The sequence below is a fragment of the Peribacillus sp. R9-11 genome, from assembly GCF_031345095.1.
GTDB lineage: Bacteria > Bacillota > Bacilli > Bacillales > DSM-1321 > Peribacillus > Peribacillus butanolivorans.
On the sequence record NZ_CP133763.1, the window covers coordinates 4,006,978 to 4,022,598 of the forward strand.

The following is a 15,621-nucleotide window of genomic DNA, read 5'->3' on the forward strand; positions in this document are numbered from 1 at the left end:
AAAATTATTGTTGTACCAATCTTTTAACGATCTTCACGGTTGTTTCAGCAGCCTGCCTAACTTCCTGTTCGGTGTTGTTCAGACCGAAGCTGAAACGAATCGAATTCTTCGTCCGCTCCGAACCTTTTCCAAACATCGCTACGAGCACATGCGACGGTTCAATTGACCCAGCTGTACAAGCAGATCCACTTGATACCGCAACACCGGCCAAGTCCAGATTAACGAGCATCGATTCAACATTCGTACCCGGAAAACTAACATTCAGCACATGTGGCAGCGACTGCTCCATAGATCCGTTAATTTCATATTGTACATCCGCCTCGTCAAAGACGGCAAGCAATACGTCTTTAAATTGCAAGTATTGCTCCGTTTTCTTATCCATCATGCTTTGAGCAATCAAAACCGCTTCGGCAAAACCAGCAATTGCCGGCACACTTTCCGTACCAGCTCGGCGTTTACGCTCCTGTTCTCCGCCATATAAATGGGGATTCAGCTTTAACCCTTCGCGTATATATAAAAAGCCGATTCCTTTTGGTCCGTTGATTTTATGCGCTGATACACTCAGCAAATCCACGCCCAACTCGCGGACATCAATATGAATCAGTCCATATGCCTGTACCGCATCAGTATGGAAAAAGGCTTGATGATCCTTAAGCAGTTGTCCGATTTCAGCAATCGGCTGGATAGTCCCAACTTCGTTATTACCAAACATAACCGAAACCAAAATTGTATCGTCCCGCAATGCCGCTTTTAAATCGGCAAGTGAAATAAGCCCCGCTTCATTCACAGGTAAATATGTGACCTCAAAGCCAGACTTCTCAAGGAATTGGCATGTATGCAATACTGCATGGTGCTCAATCTCTGTCGTAATGATATGCTTTCCCTTTTCTTTATATGCATTCGCAACCCCAATGATCGCCGTATTATCTGCTTCTGTTCCACCGCTCGTAAAAATAATTTCATTCCGCCCGGCCCCGATACTTGTGGCAATACTTAAACGCGCTTCATCTAAAACATGGCGCGCTTCCCGCCCGAACGCATGAATACTAGACGGATTACCAAAGTCATGGCTCATGACTGTCATCATCTTATCAATCACATTCGGATGCATCGGTGAAGTCGCAGCATGATCTAAATATATTCTGTTCACTTTTTTGTCGCCTCCATTAAAAAACGCAAGCGCCTATATAATAGGCGCGTTGCTAATCACTTAAATATAATACATATAAGAATTGATTTCACCAGTATCCTTGTAGTTCGCCAAATCCATCAACGTAGTATTATCCAATACATCCTTCACAGCATCACGAATCCGAATCCAAAGCTGACGTTTTACCGGCTCTTCATCCTCAATTCCCTCAACAGGAGTAATCGGTCCTTCCAATACGCGAATGACATCACCAGAAGTAATCTCCTGAGGATCTTTTGATAGGACATACCCACCATATGCACCACGAACACTCTTCACCAATCCTGCATTACGAAGTGGCGCAATCAGCTGCTCCAAGTAATGCTCTGACAAACTATGCGTCTGAGCAATCGATTTCAAACTTTTCGGACCTTCTCCATAATGTTTAGCAAGCTCAATCATGATCGTTAAACCATAGCGGCCTTTAGTAGATATCTTCATTAATATACACCTCATATTATTTATCCGTTTATAAATTCTGTTGAAATTATAGCATATTCCCACTAGAAATGCATTCACCCGCCCTTCATTTGTCAAATTATCCTAATTGGAGAGGTAGGAAAAGAGTTAAATATATTGCTCAAGGACGAATTATCTTCTCTCAAGGACGAATTATTCCTCTTGTCGGACGAATTATCTTAGCTCAAGGACGAATTATTCCGCTGAAGGACGAATTATCTTCTCTCAAGGGTGATTGTTCCGCTGACGGACGAATTATCTTCTCTCAAGGACGAATTATCCCACATGTAGGACGAATTATCTTCTTTGTAAAACCAACGTTCATTTTTTAAAATGAAAGTTCTGTTCTTTGACACATTTATTTTCACTAAAAATACAGGAAACCTATCATTAATAGAGAATATTTCTATTAAAATATCGATAAGGAGTGGTTAAATGATTATTAAAGAATGCGAGATACCTTTAAAAGTACATATGATAGAAGCTCTAATGAGGCGCTTACCACCTGATCATGCTAGGCAACCGATATTAAACTTAGATATCAATAAAATCAAAGCTGGATATAGCGGAGAATATAGAGTCTTATCAACTCTAAATGCCCTTCCTGAAAAAGAGTATCTACTCTTTCATGACCTCCGTCTAATCGGATTACCCTTCCCCTTCCAAATGGACATCCTTATTCTAACTTCTTATTTTCTATTAATTATTGAAGTGAAAAACATGGCTGGTGAAATCTATTTCGACAACACATTCAATCAACTTATCCGCACAAATACAGATGGAAAAACGGAAGCTTTTGATGATCCAATTCTGCAAGTGAATCGGCAGCGCCAACAGCTGTTAGAATGGTTGAAATCAAAAAAAATCATCAACATTCCAGTAGAAACATTAGTCGTCAGTGCCAATTCGTCAACTATAATACGAGCTGAGAATAGAGATATTAATAGAAAAGTGATACGTAAAGATAGTATTCTTATAAAAATTGGAGAATTCAAAGAAAAATATAAAAAGAAAATCCTTTCAACTAGAGATATGAAGAGAATATCTACTTTATTGCTCGACGAACATACACCTTATATTCCAAAGCTTTTAGAAGGTTATGGAATTCCTATTAACGCCCTTCAAACAGGAGTGTACTGCCATAAATGCTATGCATTTTCTATGGAGAGGCGATTAAGAAAGTGGATTTGCCGCATATGTTTGCATTCTTCCCATGATGCCCACATCTCCGCACTTCAGGATTATGTATGCCTCGTTAAACCTACCATTACCAACAGCGAATTCCGGCAATTCCTCCAACTCAAATCTCCATCCAGCGCAAAAAAATTATTAACTTCATTAAAGTTAAATCATTCTGGCCACACCAAAGGAAGAGTTTACTCTTTACGTTCGATTATTGAGGATAGGACGAAATAATTGGTGTGAAGGACAGATTATTTTCCTGAAGGTCGAAATAACTTCCTGAAGGTCGAATTAATTTGAACCACGGACGAATTAACTTCCTGAAGGTCGAATTAGTTTGCTCAACGGACGAATTAACTTCCAGAAGGTCGAATTAATTTGCTCAACGGACGAATTCATTCACTGAAGGTCGATTTATTCCGACCCACGGACGAATTAACTTCCTGAAGGTCGAATTAACTTCCTGAAGGTCGAATTAATTTGCTCAACGGACGAATTAACTTCCAGAAGGTCGAATTAGTTTGCTCAACGGACGAATTTTCTCACTGAAGGTCGATTTATTCCGACCCACGGACGAATTTTCTCACTGAAGGTCGATTTAAATACTAATTCAACTGGATTCACAGCATAATCAGAGCATTTTACCCTTTATTTGTGATACCTTATATAAAAAGGAGAGGTGCGCAATGAATATTAAACCGCTTGCTTTCCGGATGCGGCCTCGGTCGATTGATGAAATCATTGGACAGGAGCATCTGGTCGGTGAAGGAAAGATTATCGCAAGGATGGTCAAAGCCAAGCAGTTATCTTCAATGATTCTGTATGGTCCGCCTGGAATTGGTAAGACATCGATTGCTAGTGCGATTGCCGGAAGTACGAAGTTTGCGTTCCGGACGCTGAACGCGGTAACCAATAACAAGAAAGATATGGAGATTGTCGCTGCTGAAGCGAAGATGTCTGGTAAAGTGATATTACTGCTTGACGAGGTCCATCGCCTTGATAAAGCGAAACAGGATTTCCTATTGCCTTATCTCGAAAACGGGATGATTACCTTAATTGGCGCGACGACTAGTAATCCTTATCATGCAATCAATCCGGCAATCCGCAGCCGGTGCCAGATTTTCGAGCTCAAATCATTGGAAATCAGCGATATCACAAAAGCCCTGGAACGTGCACTTCATGATGAAGAGCGTGGACTTGGTCAATATAAAACAGAGGTCGGCTTTGATGCCCTTACGCATTTTGCGACCGCTTCGAACGGAGATGTCCGCAGCGCTCTGAACGCCCTAGAGCTTGCTGTTATCTCTACCGAACCTGACGAGTCTGAAACGATTATTATAGATTTACAAATTGCCGAGGAGTGCATGCAGAAAAAAAGCTTTTCACATGACAAGGATGGAGATGCTCACTATGACGTCCTGTCCGCTTTCCAAAAATCAATCCGTGGCAGCGATGTGAATGCTGCCCTTCATTATTTAGGGCGCTTGGTGGAAGCCGGCGACCTTGTCAGCATTGCCCGCCGTTTGGTCGTCATTGCTTACGAGGACATTGGTCTTGCTAATCCGCAGGCTGGCCCGCGAGCCCTCGCTGCAGTTGAAGCTGCTGAACGGCTCGGTTTTCCAGAAGCCCGGATTCCACTGGCCAACTCAGTTGTCGAGCTGTGCTTATCACCGAAATCAAACACAGCCTATATCGCTATTGACGCAGCCTTATCTGATATTCGCAGCGGCCATAGCGGTGACGTGCCTGACCATCTTAAGGATGCCCATTACAAAGGGGCAAAAGATCTCGGCCGAGGCATCGACTATCTATATCCGCATGACTACGAAAACGGCTGGGTGAAGCAGCAATACTTACCGAACAAACTGCGCAACAAAAAATATTATAAACCGAAAAAGAGCGGGAAATTTGAACAAGCCCTTGCCTCGGTCTATGAAAATATTGAGAAAAAGAAATAACTCCGGATCACACCAGACCCGGAGTTTTTTCATTGTGGAAAATGAAAGCTTTTCACATGTCTCATATTGACAAAAACCGTATCACCTTGAGCATTCACCATCTCAATGATGCTGTCTTGCAGATGACTGATTTTCCCAATATCCATCGGATGCCTACCTAAATTGAGCACGACCAGTTTATTAGTTAACTTTTTTAACTGTTCCTCTAATGTCCGTGCCCAGCTTAAAGTAGAGACTTGAAGAAGTTGTTCACTTTTGTTCAAGCCGTACGGCACTTTTTCTTCACCACAAACTGTAAGCCACTTCAAATGATCCATCGAGATGAACATCGTTTTAAAAACAGGTGAATAAAAGACGAAGTAGTTATTCATAATGCCCACGATATAGCCATAGACCGGATTTGTTTTAGCGAGTAAAATTTCAACAAACATGCCCTTCGCGTTCATCAACAATTTGCGGAACGACGTCTCACTGATTTCTGGATCTACCCCCATCTCAATCTCCTCATCCGTTATTGGAAAGGAAAAATTTTTAATGTGCCTTAATGGAATGTAGCGGTACACTTTTCCCGTATACAGGACAATAATGTCCGAACTTGCTTCTATTAAAATCCCAACTACTTGAATATTTCCAGAGAGTTCTAGTTCAATATACTGACCAATATTTTTAGATAACAAGTTGTGACCACCTTTCTATTTTATTGTTTAAAAAACTCAAATCCCACCAATAAGCCATTTTGTCCAAATCATCCACAGGCAGGATGTAAAACTGTCAGTTAAACACTAAGACTAAGCCTTTCTTATTTTGTAACCGGAACACTTAGCTAAATTGCATTTGAATCGCCTTGCTTGGCCAATTTTTTCCGGAAATTAGTCATAACTGTGTTAGGGTTTCATCAGTGAGAAGCAACATTTCAATCTCTCAATTCTATCCCGATGACCTTTACAGCATTAAATTTAGACCATTGTGGACTACTATCAACGCGCTTGTAGCCGCAGTAAAATCGCTCCTCGTATCCAGTAAAAGGATTACACTTTTAAGAGTAATAGAATACATTTTCCATTACGAGCACTAGCGGCATGTCCACTTTTCATAAGAAGGCACAACAACTTTGTTGGTTGCTGTACCTGTATGGTCAATCTTCTTCTTTTTTATATTTATAGGTACCATTCGCTGCTTTAATCATATTTTCAAGCCACATTTGCTTAAATATATTTACACGACGACGACGACCCTCAGGTCTGACATTCTCTTCACCCTCAAGACCGACATTCTCTTCACCCTCAGGATCGACACTCTCTTCACCCTCAGGATCGACACTCTCTTCACCCTCAGCTGGACTTTCATTTAAATTATTTTCTTCTGTTGAGAATTCAATTGTACCAAATCCCTCGATAAGGCATTCATTTGAATTGCCTTCTTCTGATGAGCTTTCTGTTGAACTACTTTCATCTGATGAGCTTTCTGTTGAACTACTTTCATCTGATGAGCTTTCTGTTGAACTACTTTCTTCCGATGAGCTTTCTGTTGGATTGCCTTCTTCCGATGAGCTTTCTGTTGAATTAATTTCTTCCGATGAGCTTTCTGTTGGATTGCCTTCTTCTGATGAGCTTTCTGTTGAATTGCTTTCTTCTGATGAGCTTTCTGTTGGATTGCCTTCTTCTGATGAGCTTTCTGTTGGATTACCTTCTTCTGATGAGCTTTCTGTTGGATTACCTTCTTCTGATGAGCTTTCTGTTGGATTACCTTCTTCTGATGAGCTTTCTGTTGGATTGCTTTCTTCTGATGAGCTTTCTGTTGGATTGCCTTCTTCTGATGAGCTTTCATTTGAACTACTTTCATCCGATGAACTTTCTGTTGGATTGCCTTCTTCTGTTGAGCCTTCTGTTGTACTGGCTTCTTCTGTTGAGCCTTCTGTTGTACCGGCTTCTTCTGATGAGCTTTCTGTTGTACCTTCTTCTTCTGAGCTTTCAGTTGTTCCACTTTCGTATGGTGAGCTTTCTTCTGTACCACTTTCGTATGATGAACTCTCAGTTGTGTCACTTTCGTATGATGAGCTTTCTTCTGTACCACTTTCGTATGATGAGCTTTCTGTTGTATCACATTCGTATGATGAGCTTTCTGTTGTATCACTTTCATATGATGAGCTTTCTGTTGTATCACTTTCGTATGATGAGCTTTCTGTTGTATCACTTTCGTATGATGAGCTCTCTGTTGAATTACCGTTTTCTGATGAGTTCTGATTTGAATTACTGTTTTCTGTTGATCCTTCATTTGAATTACTGTTTTCTGTTGATCCTTCATTTGAATTACTGTTTTCTGTTGATCCTTCATTTGAATTACTGTTTTCTGTTGAGCCGTTGTTTGAACTATTTTCATCCTCATCCTTTGCTAAGGACAAAACTTTGATTTGTTCGGTGGTAACATAAAATATTTCTTCATTTTTGACAACAATGACGTGCTCGTCTGCCACTTCAACCAGTACTCCGCCTACCTTTTCAGGTCCGCCGGTATTAATCGAAACCCAGTTGTGGATAAGCAAGGATAGGACGTCATTAAGTGTAATTGCACCCGAAAAGGTAACCTCAGATGAATCATCATTAGATTGGCTTTCCAAGATGGTTACATTTTTAACGTTTGATAACGGGAATACGACAAGCCCGTCCTTCTCGGTGGATAACACTAAAAACTCCTCTTTTGCATCTAAAACCCGGCCAATCTTTGATTCTGGCCCTCCTCCATTCACTTTAATGGAGCTAGCGACAAGTGTTTCCAATAATCCCAAATAAGTATTTGGAAAAACACGCGCTTCATCTACCGTTAAAACATCAACACCTGCTTTTTTCGCTTGCCCGATTACCATTTTCAAATACTGACTGGCATAATAAACTAATTGATTATCTTCTGTTTGAAGAATAATATAATCGTCCTTCACTTCTAATAGCTTGCCTTCTCTAGAATCCGGCCCGCCTTTAAACACTTTCACAAATTTACCTTTCAAAGCTTCAAGGTACGGTAAACTAACAGTCTCTGCCATTTTTCCTTTAGCCTCCAATAGTTATTTATACTTTAATGATATCCGTACTGCATATATATGCGCCTCCTTTCTAATACGGACTCTGCTAATCACCCATTTTAAAGTAAATCCTCGTTCCCCTAGAAAAGATTCAAGCGCTTTTCTCCTTGCAAACAAAAAAATAACCTCGGAAACTTTTCCGAAGCTACATTATTATTTTTCCTTCATATATGAGCACACGGGCACTTTCCTTTTGCCCAGATTTTGTAACTGTCACATAGACCTTTCCTGATTTTTTACCGAGTTGCTTAATGGAAGATGTCACTCCTTTCCCCTTTACCGTTAATTTAGCAAACACACCACCTTTTGAGTTGTTCACCTTAACTACTCACTTTCACGGTATCGGTCTTTCCTTTATTATTCGATGCATTCTCTTGGTTTTTTTTAGATGCAACCAATAGTTTTTTCACAATAAAAAAAACTCCAAATACTAATTTGGAGTCATACAATTTACCTATGATATCCCTTCAGCCACCCGACCACCGATTTTCCACTACTTTCGCGGAGGTCCTCGACATTTTCCTTGGCGATGATCTGGCCATCCTTAATCAGAATGACTTCATCAAGAATTTTCTCGAGAATCACTCACCTTCATCGGATGAGCTTTCAGCCGAACTACTCTCGTTTGATGAGCTTTCAGTCGAACTACTCTCGTTTGATGAGCTTTCAGTCGAACTACTCTCGTTTAATGTGTTTTCAGTTGAATTACTTTCATTTGAAATTGTCATTTTTCCTTTAGCCTCCAATAGTTATTTATACTTTAATGCTATCCGTACTGCATATATATGCGCCTTCTTTCTAATAGTGACTTTGCTAATCGCCCATTTTAAAGTAATCTATTTTAATTAGATTCAAAGGCCTTCTCTTTTTCAAACAAAAAAACCTCGGAAAACTTTTCCGAAGCTACTTGATTATTTTCCCTTCATAATTACCTATGATGTCCCTTCAACCACCCGACCACCGATTTCCCACTACTTTCGCGAAGGTCCTCGACATTTTCCTTGGCCATGATCTTCCCATCCTTAATCAGAATGACTTCATCTAGAATATTCTCGATTTCCTCGATTTCATGAGTCGTGATGATAACCGTTCGCTTTTCAAAATCGATATAAGACAGCAAACTACGTACAATCGACTCGCGGACCATAACATCCAACCCTGAAAATGGTTCATCTAATAGCACGACCGGAGCATCCCGTGACAGAGCGAGCACTAATTTAAGCCGACCCCGATTACCTTTCGACAGCGAGCGTACCTTCTTCCGGACATCCAACTTCATGAATGCCAGCATTTCGATTGCCTTATCCCGATTAAAATCAGCAAACTGCGATGCATGAAAATCAATATACTGACCCACCGTAAAATTAGGATAGAAAAAATCAATCTCAGTTAGATAAGAGACTGCCGCGGCAATCCTCCTGCTCACCGCCACTCCTTCGACCGTCACAACACCATGATCCGGTTTCGCCAGACCAGCAATCAGCTTGAGCAAGGTCGACTTACCGCTTCCATTCGCTCCTAACACCCCGTAAATCTTCCCCACTTCAAACGTGAGCGAAACATTATCCAGGGCAACGACGCTTCCATATTTTTTCGTTATTTCACGCAGTTCAATCATCATTCTGCTTCCCCCTGCTTCATCAAAAATTGCTGTACTGCTGCCAACATTTCTGTTCTGGACAAGCCGATTTCTTTCATGTTTTCAACGAACGTTTCAATAACTTCTGTTTGAATCCGGGTACGCAGTGAAGCAATCAACGCCGGATCATTTTTAACGAATGTACCTTGCCCCCTTCTCGTCTCCACAATTCCATCCCTCTCAATCTCGGCGTAGGTACGCTGAATCGTATTCGGATTGACCCCCATCTCAACAGCCATTTCGCGAACTGATGGCAGTTTTTCGCCGCTTTTTATCTCGCCACGCACAATCGAATAACAAATTCGATCGGCTACTTGTAAATAAATTGGTTTTGATGCATGAAAATCCTCTGACATCACTTACACCTCAATCTTTCGGTCTAGCAGCCAACATGAAGTGAGAAACAATAATACTACTCCAATAACATCCAACCCGCTTGCCAAAAGTGAAGTATCCCCTGCTTTAAAATAAAACCCCAACTTGAAATCAGTCATGGTCATCGAAGTTTCGCTTATCGTCTGGATAACCCACATGTCATCAAGCTTCTGATAAAAGGCCGTATTCACAATACTATCCCGAAGCATAATTATCCCTATACAAAGAGCAGAAACAAACAGCCAACGAAGATGTTTAATAGAATGAAACCGGGCGAGCGCATGATATACCACCCATAAAAACAGTAAAAATACGGAAATTACGATACTAACCGTTAACATAAACGCGTCTATCTTAAGTAAGCCCATTATTCCCAACTTATTTTCCACCTGAAAGTCTGCCTGAAAATAACTCACCGGTATTGTCGATGCCACAAAAATAAGACAGGAGGAAAAAATAATCGAAACCATTTGAAATACCATACTAATTAATAACTTACAGCCTAGCAGCATTCCCGCAGACTGGGGATTATAAATCCACAACTGCGTCTTCCCGTCAGAACTCAAACAGCCTAAAATGAGCAGAATCATGATAAGCGGATGCATCATAATGATCAACCATGTGCACATATAAAAAAGACCTGCAACTTCCCAATACCTGGATAATAAAAAAGAAATAAACACTAAACCCACTTGTACAACCAACAGCCAGAGCAGAGCATTTTTCCCAATCAGCCACTCCTTTTTCATTAAACCTTTAAATGAATTCAACTTCTCAACCCCTTTACCACTGTGTTAGTTACATAGTACACAATAACACCAAAAATTGTCAAAGGTATTATAAAATAACAAAATAAACTATTCTTTTAAACTGAAATTAAATATAATAGACTAAGTGATTACAAAACGAGGAAGGAAGTAAGATATGAGAAAAGAAAAAAAGAAGAAAAAGAAACGGACATGGCTGAAAGTAGTCGGAATTGTCGTCCTTCTTATTATACTAGGCGGTGGGGCCTTTGCCTTCTCCGTATGGAATGCCCTAACAAAAACTGTAGAAACGATGCATACGCCCATAGACCGTAACACGGATAAACGAACTAAGGACCTTGCCCTATCAGATCAGGAGCCCTTTTCTATACTCATGCTCGGTGTCGATGAACGAGATGGCGACAGAGGCCGTTCTGATACAATGATCGTCTTAACCGTTAATCCACAAAAGAAATCGGTTAAAATGCTGAGCATCCCGCGTGATACACGCACCGAGATTGTCGGACACGGTACACAGGATAAAATCAACCACGCGTATGCATTTGGCGGCGCGGCAATGTCAATGGATACTGTCGAGAACTTCCTCGATATTCCGATTGACTACTATATGAAGATCAATATGGAAGGCTTTAAGGATATCGTTGACGCTGTCGGCGGTGTGACTGTGCAAAATAATTTGGACTTCAGCTCTGATGGTGTTCATTTCGCAAAAGGTACGCTTACCCTTAATGGGAAAGATGCGCTAAGTTATGCACGAATGAGACATGATGATCCGAATGGTGATTTTGGCCGTCAATCCAGACAACGCTCCATTATCGAGGCTGTTATCAAGGAAGGCGCAAGCATTTCATCCTTGACGAAATACGATGAAGTTTTCGGTGCACTAAGTAAAAATATTCAGACAAATTTGACGTTTGATGACATGATGGACATCCAAAAGAACTACCGGGCCGCAAGCAAAGACATTTCCGAATCATCCATTAATGGCACTGGAACGAAAATCGACGGAATCTACTATTATATTGTGTCGGAAGAAGAACAAGAAAAAGTTCAAACCGAATTAAAAGAACATTTAGCCATAAAATAATAAATAATAAAAAAGCTGTCTGGACCCGCATCCAGACAGCTTTTTCATTTTCTTCGTCCAATATTCTGACAAAAAACGGACATCAATTGTAGAGATTTGTTGGAATCTTTGTTGTTTATTAGGCGCAAAAAGACGGTATAATCTAGTATGAGTTGAATATTCCTTTCTTCCACTTGAACCTTTTTTATCACTAGACACTATTATTCTTTGGACACGAAATTATGTTAAATATCCTTCATATTCTATAACAATCATAAAAGGAGTGAATTGTATGAAAATCAAGGCAGGTAGTTGGACAATGCTAAGCAAGCAGGACAAAATGTTTATTCTGAAAGCCATCAGTGATCGCTCTAAAATGAAATATGTTTCATGAGAAGGAAAACTGTTGATTTCCTAGGTATATACCCTCTCCATTTTCAATAATTAAAGGAATCTTAAACCTCGAAAAAGGAGAGGAATCTATTCAAAACGATAATCCCATAACAAACGCCATTCGCCTTTTTCCTTTACCACATAGCAATCCTGTTCTATTGTAAACACGCCAAAGCGAGAATCGAAGACCTGTGTTACAGGAATCATATAGGCAGTTTTATGCACTTTTCCATCCTTAGCCAGGCTCCAGTTCTTCACTTTCTTTGATCGCCCTACATCATACTGAAAGGTTTCCACTTCCATATGCGACATAAAAACATGGGCCCGATTTTGCACATAATCACCTCGATTCGGGAACCGCAGCTTCATTTCAGAACTTAATAAATCCCATGATTTCCCGAACTCCGCCCCACTCTCATACTCATAAAAATCCTCCACCAAGCGTACAGGGCCACTCGGCCAAAGAAAAAAGATACAACCTCCTACAGCTAAAACTAGGAGCATACTTGCCAATATTCCTTTTGGACTCTTATTTTGTCTTTTCATCTTTCATCACCTTCACAAAGGTCATTGCTATAATATATATGGGATAAACGATAAAAAAGAAGCATGTTGTTAGACATACTTCTTAAGTATTGTATGGGTACGGTTTCATGGGAGATTTCTTATTTATAAGGAGTTGAAGGATAAAGGGGAAATCATTCAATGACGCTTTCGCCGTCGATTTATTATAAGAAAGCATAAAATACCTAGTAATCCACCAAACGTATCAAGCATAACATCCTGCCACAAGGGGGTACGTCCACCTGTGAATTTTTGATGCAGTTCGTCCGCACTAGCATAAAAAAGGACACACAAAAGAGCACCTAAAGACGAAATAACGCCGTTTTTTACAAAAGTGCGCCAAACACTGATCGTCAAAAAACCGAACACAAAAAAGATAATAAGATGGGCACCCTTTCGAATAAAAAACTCCAAAAACCCAGCCACTCCAGCTGTATGAACACTCACCTCAAGCCCACCATACATAAATGAAATACCACCGAGTTTTTCATACAAAAACGGGGTATTTAACTGTCCTAAAAAGGGAGAAATCCTTTGCTCCTCATACGTCTGTGAGGAAAAAAAGAAGATTAACATGGCCCATAAAACGAACAAAGCTGGGATTAACCACTTACGGAACTTACGGATCATATTCTATCATGTTCCTCAATGATACCGCTTAGTTTTTCCTTAAGATCTTCCACAAGATCATTTACTGTAACATCCTGCTGAAACTCGCCTTTTGTATACGTATCTATTAATATATCAATAAAATCCATTAGAATATTCACTCCAATATGTATAGAGCCACTAAGTTGTACTAAACCTATTTTTCTAAAATAAGGAATATAGCTCTTTTCATTGATAATCACATATAAAATGTGTATTGGCAAGCGGAAATAAATTCAAAAAGGGTAAAATCAGAATTTTTAAAGAAATATTAATAGAATGATCACAAAAAGTTCATAACTGAAGGATTATTAATATCATCAGCTGAAAAAATGTAGTTCATTAGGTGTAAAAAACAAAAGAAAAAGAAATCAAAAAGGACCGATTTCTCAGCCCTATTTGATAAACACCCTTATGATCGACCAAGAAAATAAGTCAATAAAGAAATCAAGATTAAAGTAATAGTAATATAAGACCCAATAAAAATTTTCTTGCTTCTTTCTTTCTTTTCATAAACTTCCTCGAACGTAATATATTTATTTTTTGTCATCAAATTCTCCTTGTATTTTGATGGCAGCTTGACATCGCCCTCTGCGAAGTCCTTTTAGCTTTTTCTTTATAGTATAGTATCGTCAAATACACAAAAATATTAACTGTTTTATTCACTATTTTTTTGTTGGGTATTTATATCTATTCGTCACTTTATAGTCTACTATAAATCATACAAAATACATTAATTCAAAATATTCCAATATACCAATTACCCTATTAAACTGTCCAAGGTTTCATCCACCACTAAAAAGTTTTCTATCTCTATCTGATGCTAAAGAACTGTTTTTAGGGCTGCAATTTGTTTAAGCTAGAAACCTTTTACTGATATTTGAATAGTGCATTTTTTATTCCAAGTCTTTAATCTCTTATCCTATAAAATTCATTATAATTTTGATCCAACCGAAAATTGATAACCACAACGGAAAGCTTAAAAACGTTCCCCACAATAGTCCCACAACAACATTGCTGGATTCATTCATAATAAAGCATCTCCCATGTATAGGATTTTTTTCGATTGTTTTTCTGTTGTTAAATTTTAATATTGTTCAACCATTATTTTATAAATCAAGTATCACAATAAGAATTATCTTCTCTCAAAATAATGCAGCTTCTTTCTACTTACTATATTCTTCATATTAATCCAATAAGAAAACGCTTACAATAGTGCTATATACTGATAACCCTTACTTTTTATTAAATATTGTTTTACTACTTATTGAAAAGTTTTAGCGCCGGAACATTCCAGTCAGGAAATATATCTAATTATATCCGAATATTCTATAGAAATATTAGTACTTACAATTTCCGAACAATACTATAGGGAACTAACAATATATTGTTCTAATCTATAAGAAACTCTTAGGTATCATCCCACGAAAATGAATAGTTTTGTTGATAAAAGATCGCATCATCCGCAAGCTTTTAAGTTCTAACAAAAGTGAACAGTAGAATCCAGTTCATAAAAAAAAGGCTGAATAACAGCCCTCCAAAGTATGTATCTTTTCGTTTTTCTAATTCCAATTCGTGTGGGGCTGATTATTCAAGTTCTGTTCATTCTGAATAAAATCTCGCACTTCTTGAATGGAAACCCCTAAACTTTTTGCTTCCAAAATTAAATTAATCCATTCAGCATCAATTTTTTTCTGCATATCTTCTTTTTTCACCCTATTTGTGGTAACACAGCCGTCTTAGCCTAGCCTTAGACCTGTAATTTTGCGTCCCTACTTTTCAATAGGTTTGCCCTTCTCAGGAGTATTGAACATTTTACATAATCTTCTTACGATGGTTATTAAAACATTGATGAAGACACTTCCATTATCTGATTTAAAAAGCTTAACTCAAATTAATTTAATGAGTGTCCAGATTTCTCTCATTTGAATTAAAGGCATAAATTCATTTCATCCTTTTTGCGGTAAACCAGCCTTCTAGCAAATGCCTTAGATCTGGGGTTTGCGCCCTTACTTTTCAATTACTATATTGAGATTAATTATACTTAATAAGTTAACAATTGTTAATAGATAACTATTAATTACTTTATAACATTATTCGATAAAGTTTTAATTAGTAAGTAATTCAAATATCTTCTTAATATAAAAACCTTTGACATAAACAGTTTTGTCCGTCCCCCATTTACTTTAAATGAACAACTGTATATCCCTTATATAACCTCCCCTAAATATCAACTGGTCAGTTACACTTTCTTTAAAGTTTTTTAAATTCAAATTCCAAGAAGATTGAAATGTACCAGCTTTCC

At 38.8% G+C, this 15,621-nt stretch carries 18 protein-coding genes and 1 riboswitch; of the genes, 4 read left to right on the forward strand and 14 right to left on the reverse strand.

The genetic code is table 11. The annotated features are described in order from the left end of the window. Positions 1-4 precede the first annotated feature (4 nt). Both RE409_RS19495 and cymR read right to left on the reverse strand, forming a co-directional pair. Positions 5-1,150, reverse strand: a complete 1,146-nt coding sequence (locus tag RE409_RS19495) for a cysteine desulfurase family protein (RefSeq protein ID WP_309557905.1) — start codon at positions 1,148-1,150, stop codon at positions 5-7. Positions 1,151-1,210: 60 nt separating this feature from the next. Then, entirely contained in the window at positions 1,211-1,630 is a 420-nt protein-coding gene (gene cymR, locus RE409_RS19500) for a cysteine metabolism transcriptional regulator CymR (RefSeq protein ID WP_053347061.1), read from the reverse strand. Positions 1,631-1,719: 89 nt separating this feature from the next. Here cymR and RE409_RS19505 point away from each other — a divergent pair, with 89 nt between their 5' ends. From RE409_RS19505 to RE409_RS19515, 3 genes are all read left to right on the forward strand, one after another. Then, the gene (locus RE409_RS19505; RefSeq protein ID WP_309557906.1) at positions 1,720-1,980 is read left to right on the forward strand and encodes a hypothetical protein; all 261 of its coding nucleotides are present in this window, start codon (positions 1,720-1,722) and stop codon (positions 1,978-1,980) included. Between the two features lie 103 nt (positions 1,981-2,083). After that, the gene (locus RE409_RS19510) at positions 2,084-3,064 is read left to right on the forward strand and encodes a nuclease-related domain-containing protein (RefSeq protein ID WP_309557907.1); all 981 of its coding nucleotides are present in this window, start codon (positions 2,084-2,086) and stop codon (positions 3,062-3,064) included. A gap of 452 nt (positions 3,065-3,516) precedes the next feature. Further along, a complete protein-coding gene (locus RE409_RS19515) occupies positions 3,517-4,788 on the forward strand; it encodes a replication-associated recombination protein A (RefSeq protein ID WP_053347063.1) in 1,272 nt (423 codons plus the stop codon). Positions 4,789-4,817: 29 nt separating this feature from the next. On the opposite strand, the gene RE409_RS19520 is transcribed toward RE409_RS19515, so the two are convergent. The 7 genes from RE409_RS19520 to RE409_RS19550 all read right to left on the reverse strand — a co-directional run bounded on the left by RE409_RS19520 (position 4,818) and on the right by RE409_RS19550 (position 10,648). Beyond that, positions 4,818-5,465 (reverse strand): DUF2642 domain-containing protein, encoded by a 648-nt coding sequence (locus tag RE409_RS19520; RefSeq protein WP_309557908.1) that lies wholly within the window; start codon positions 5,463-5,465, stop codon positions 4,818-4,820. Positions 5,466-5,923: 458 nt separating this feature from the next. Continuing rightward, positions 5,924-7,825 carry a hypothetical protein gene (locus tag RE409_RS19525; RefSeq protein ID WP_309557909.1) on the reverse strand — a complete coding sequence of 634 codons (1,902 nt, stop codon included), beginning with the start codon at positions 7,823-7,825 and terminating at the stop codon, positions 5,924-5,926. A 184-nt stretch (positions 7,826-8,009) separates the two neighbouring features. Continuing rightward, a complete protein-coding gene (locus RE409_RS19530) occupies positions 8,010-8,183 on the reverse strand; it encodes a hypothetical protein (RefSeq protein ID WP_201250653.1) in 174 nt (57 codons plus the stop codon). Between the two features lie 262 nt (positions 8,184-8,445). Further along, positions 8,446-8,592 (reverse strand): hypothetical protein, encoded by a 147-nt coding sequence (locus RE409_RS19535; protein WP_201223587.1) that lies wholly within the window; start codon positions 8,590-8,592, stop codon positions 8,446-8,448. Between the two features lie 200 nt (positions 8,593-8,792). Next, positions 8,793-9,485, reverse strand: coding sequence for an ABC transporter ATP-binding protein (locus tag RE409_RS19540; RefSeq protein WP_397444120.1), 693 nt, complete (start codon positions 9,483-9,485; stop codon positions 8,793-8,795). Continuing rightward, positions 9,482-9,859, reverse strand: coding sequence for a GntR family transcriptional regulator (locus tag RE409_RS19545; protein WP_053347067.1), 378 nt, complete (start codon positions 9,857-9,859; stop codon positions 9,482-9,484). The genes RE409_RS19540 and RE409_RS19545 overlap by 4 nt, the downstream gene beginning before the upstream one ends. Positions 9,860-9,862: 3 nt before the next feature. After that, complete coding sequence (locus RE409_RS19550) at positions 9,863-10,648, reverse strand: hypothetical protein (RefSeq protein WP_309557910.1); 786 nt, start codon at positions 10,646-10,648, stop codon at positions 9,863-9,865. A gap of 154 nt (positions 10,649-10,802) precedes the next feature. On the opposite strand from RE409_RS19550, the gene RE409_RS19555 reads away from it, so the two are divergent. Next, complete coding sequence (locus tag RE409_RS19555) at positions 10,803-11,732, forward strand: polyisoprenyl-teichoic acid--peptidoglycan teichoic acid transferase TagU (protein WP_309557911.1); 930 nt, start codon at positions 10,803-10,805, stop codon at positions 11,730-11,732. A 459-nt stretch (positions 11,733-12,191) separates the two neighbouring features. On the opposite strand, the gene RE409_RS19560 is transcribed toward RE409_RS19555, so the two are convergent. The 5 genes from RE409_RS19560 to RE409_RS19580 form a co-directional block, all read right to left on the reverse strand. After that, positions 12,192-12,650: a hypothetical protein gene (locus RE409_RS19560; RefSeq protein ID WP_053347070.1), complete on the reverse strand. Its 459-nt coding sequence runs from the start codon at positions 12,648-12,650 to the stop codon at positions 12,192-12,194. Between the two features lie 156 nt (positions 12,651-12,806). Then, on the reverse strand, positions 12,807-13,298 hold the full coding sequence (locus RE409_RS19565) for a VanZ family protein (protein WP_309557912.1): 492 nt from the start codon (positions 13,296-13,298) through the stop codon (positions 12,807-12,809). Beyond that, positions 13,295-13,540, reverse strand: coding sequence for a YwzD family small protein (locus tag RE409_RS19570; RefSeq protein WP_309557914.1), 246 nt, complete (start codon positions 13,538-13,540; stop codon positions 13,295-13,297). Before RE409_RS19570 ends, RE409_RS19565 begins: the two co-directional genes overlap by 4 nt. 188 nt (positions 13,541-13,728) lie before the next feature. Then, a complete protein-coding gene (locus tag RE409_RS19575; RefSeq protein ID WP_309557915.1) occupies positions 13,729-13,866 on the reverse strand; it encodes a hypothetical protein in 138 nt (45 codons plus the stop codon). Positions 13,867-14,878: 1,012 nt separating this feature from the next. Then, positions 14,879-15,016 (reverse strand): anti-repressor SinI family protein, encoded by a 138-nt coding sequence (locus RE409_RS19580; RefSeq protein WP_309557916.1) that lies wholly within the window; start codon positions 15,014-15,016, stop codon positions 14,879-14,881. Between the two features lie 21 nt (positions 15,017-15,037). Further along, positions 15,038-15,119: riboswitch (cyclic di-GMP riboswitch) on the reverse strand. Positions 15,120-15,621: the final 502 nt, after the last annotated feature.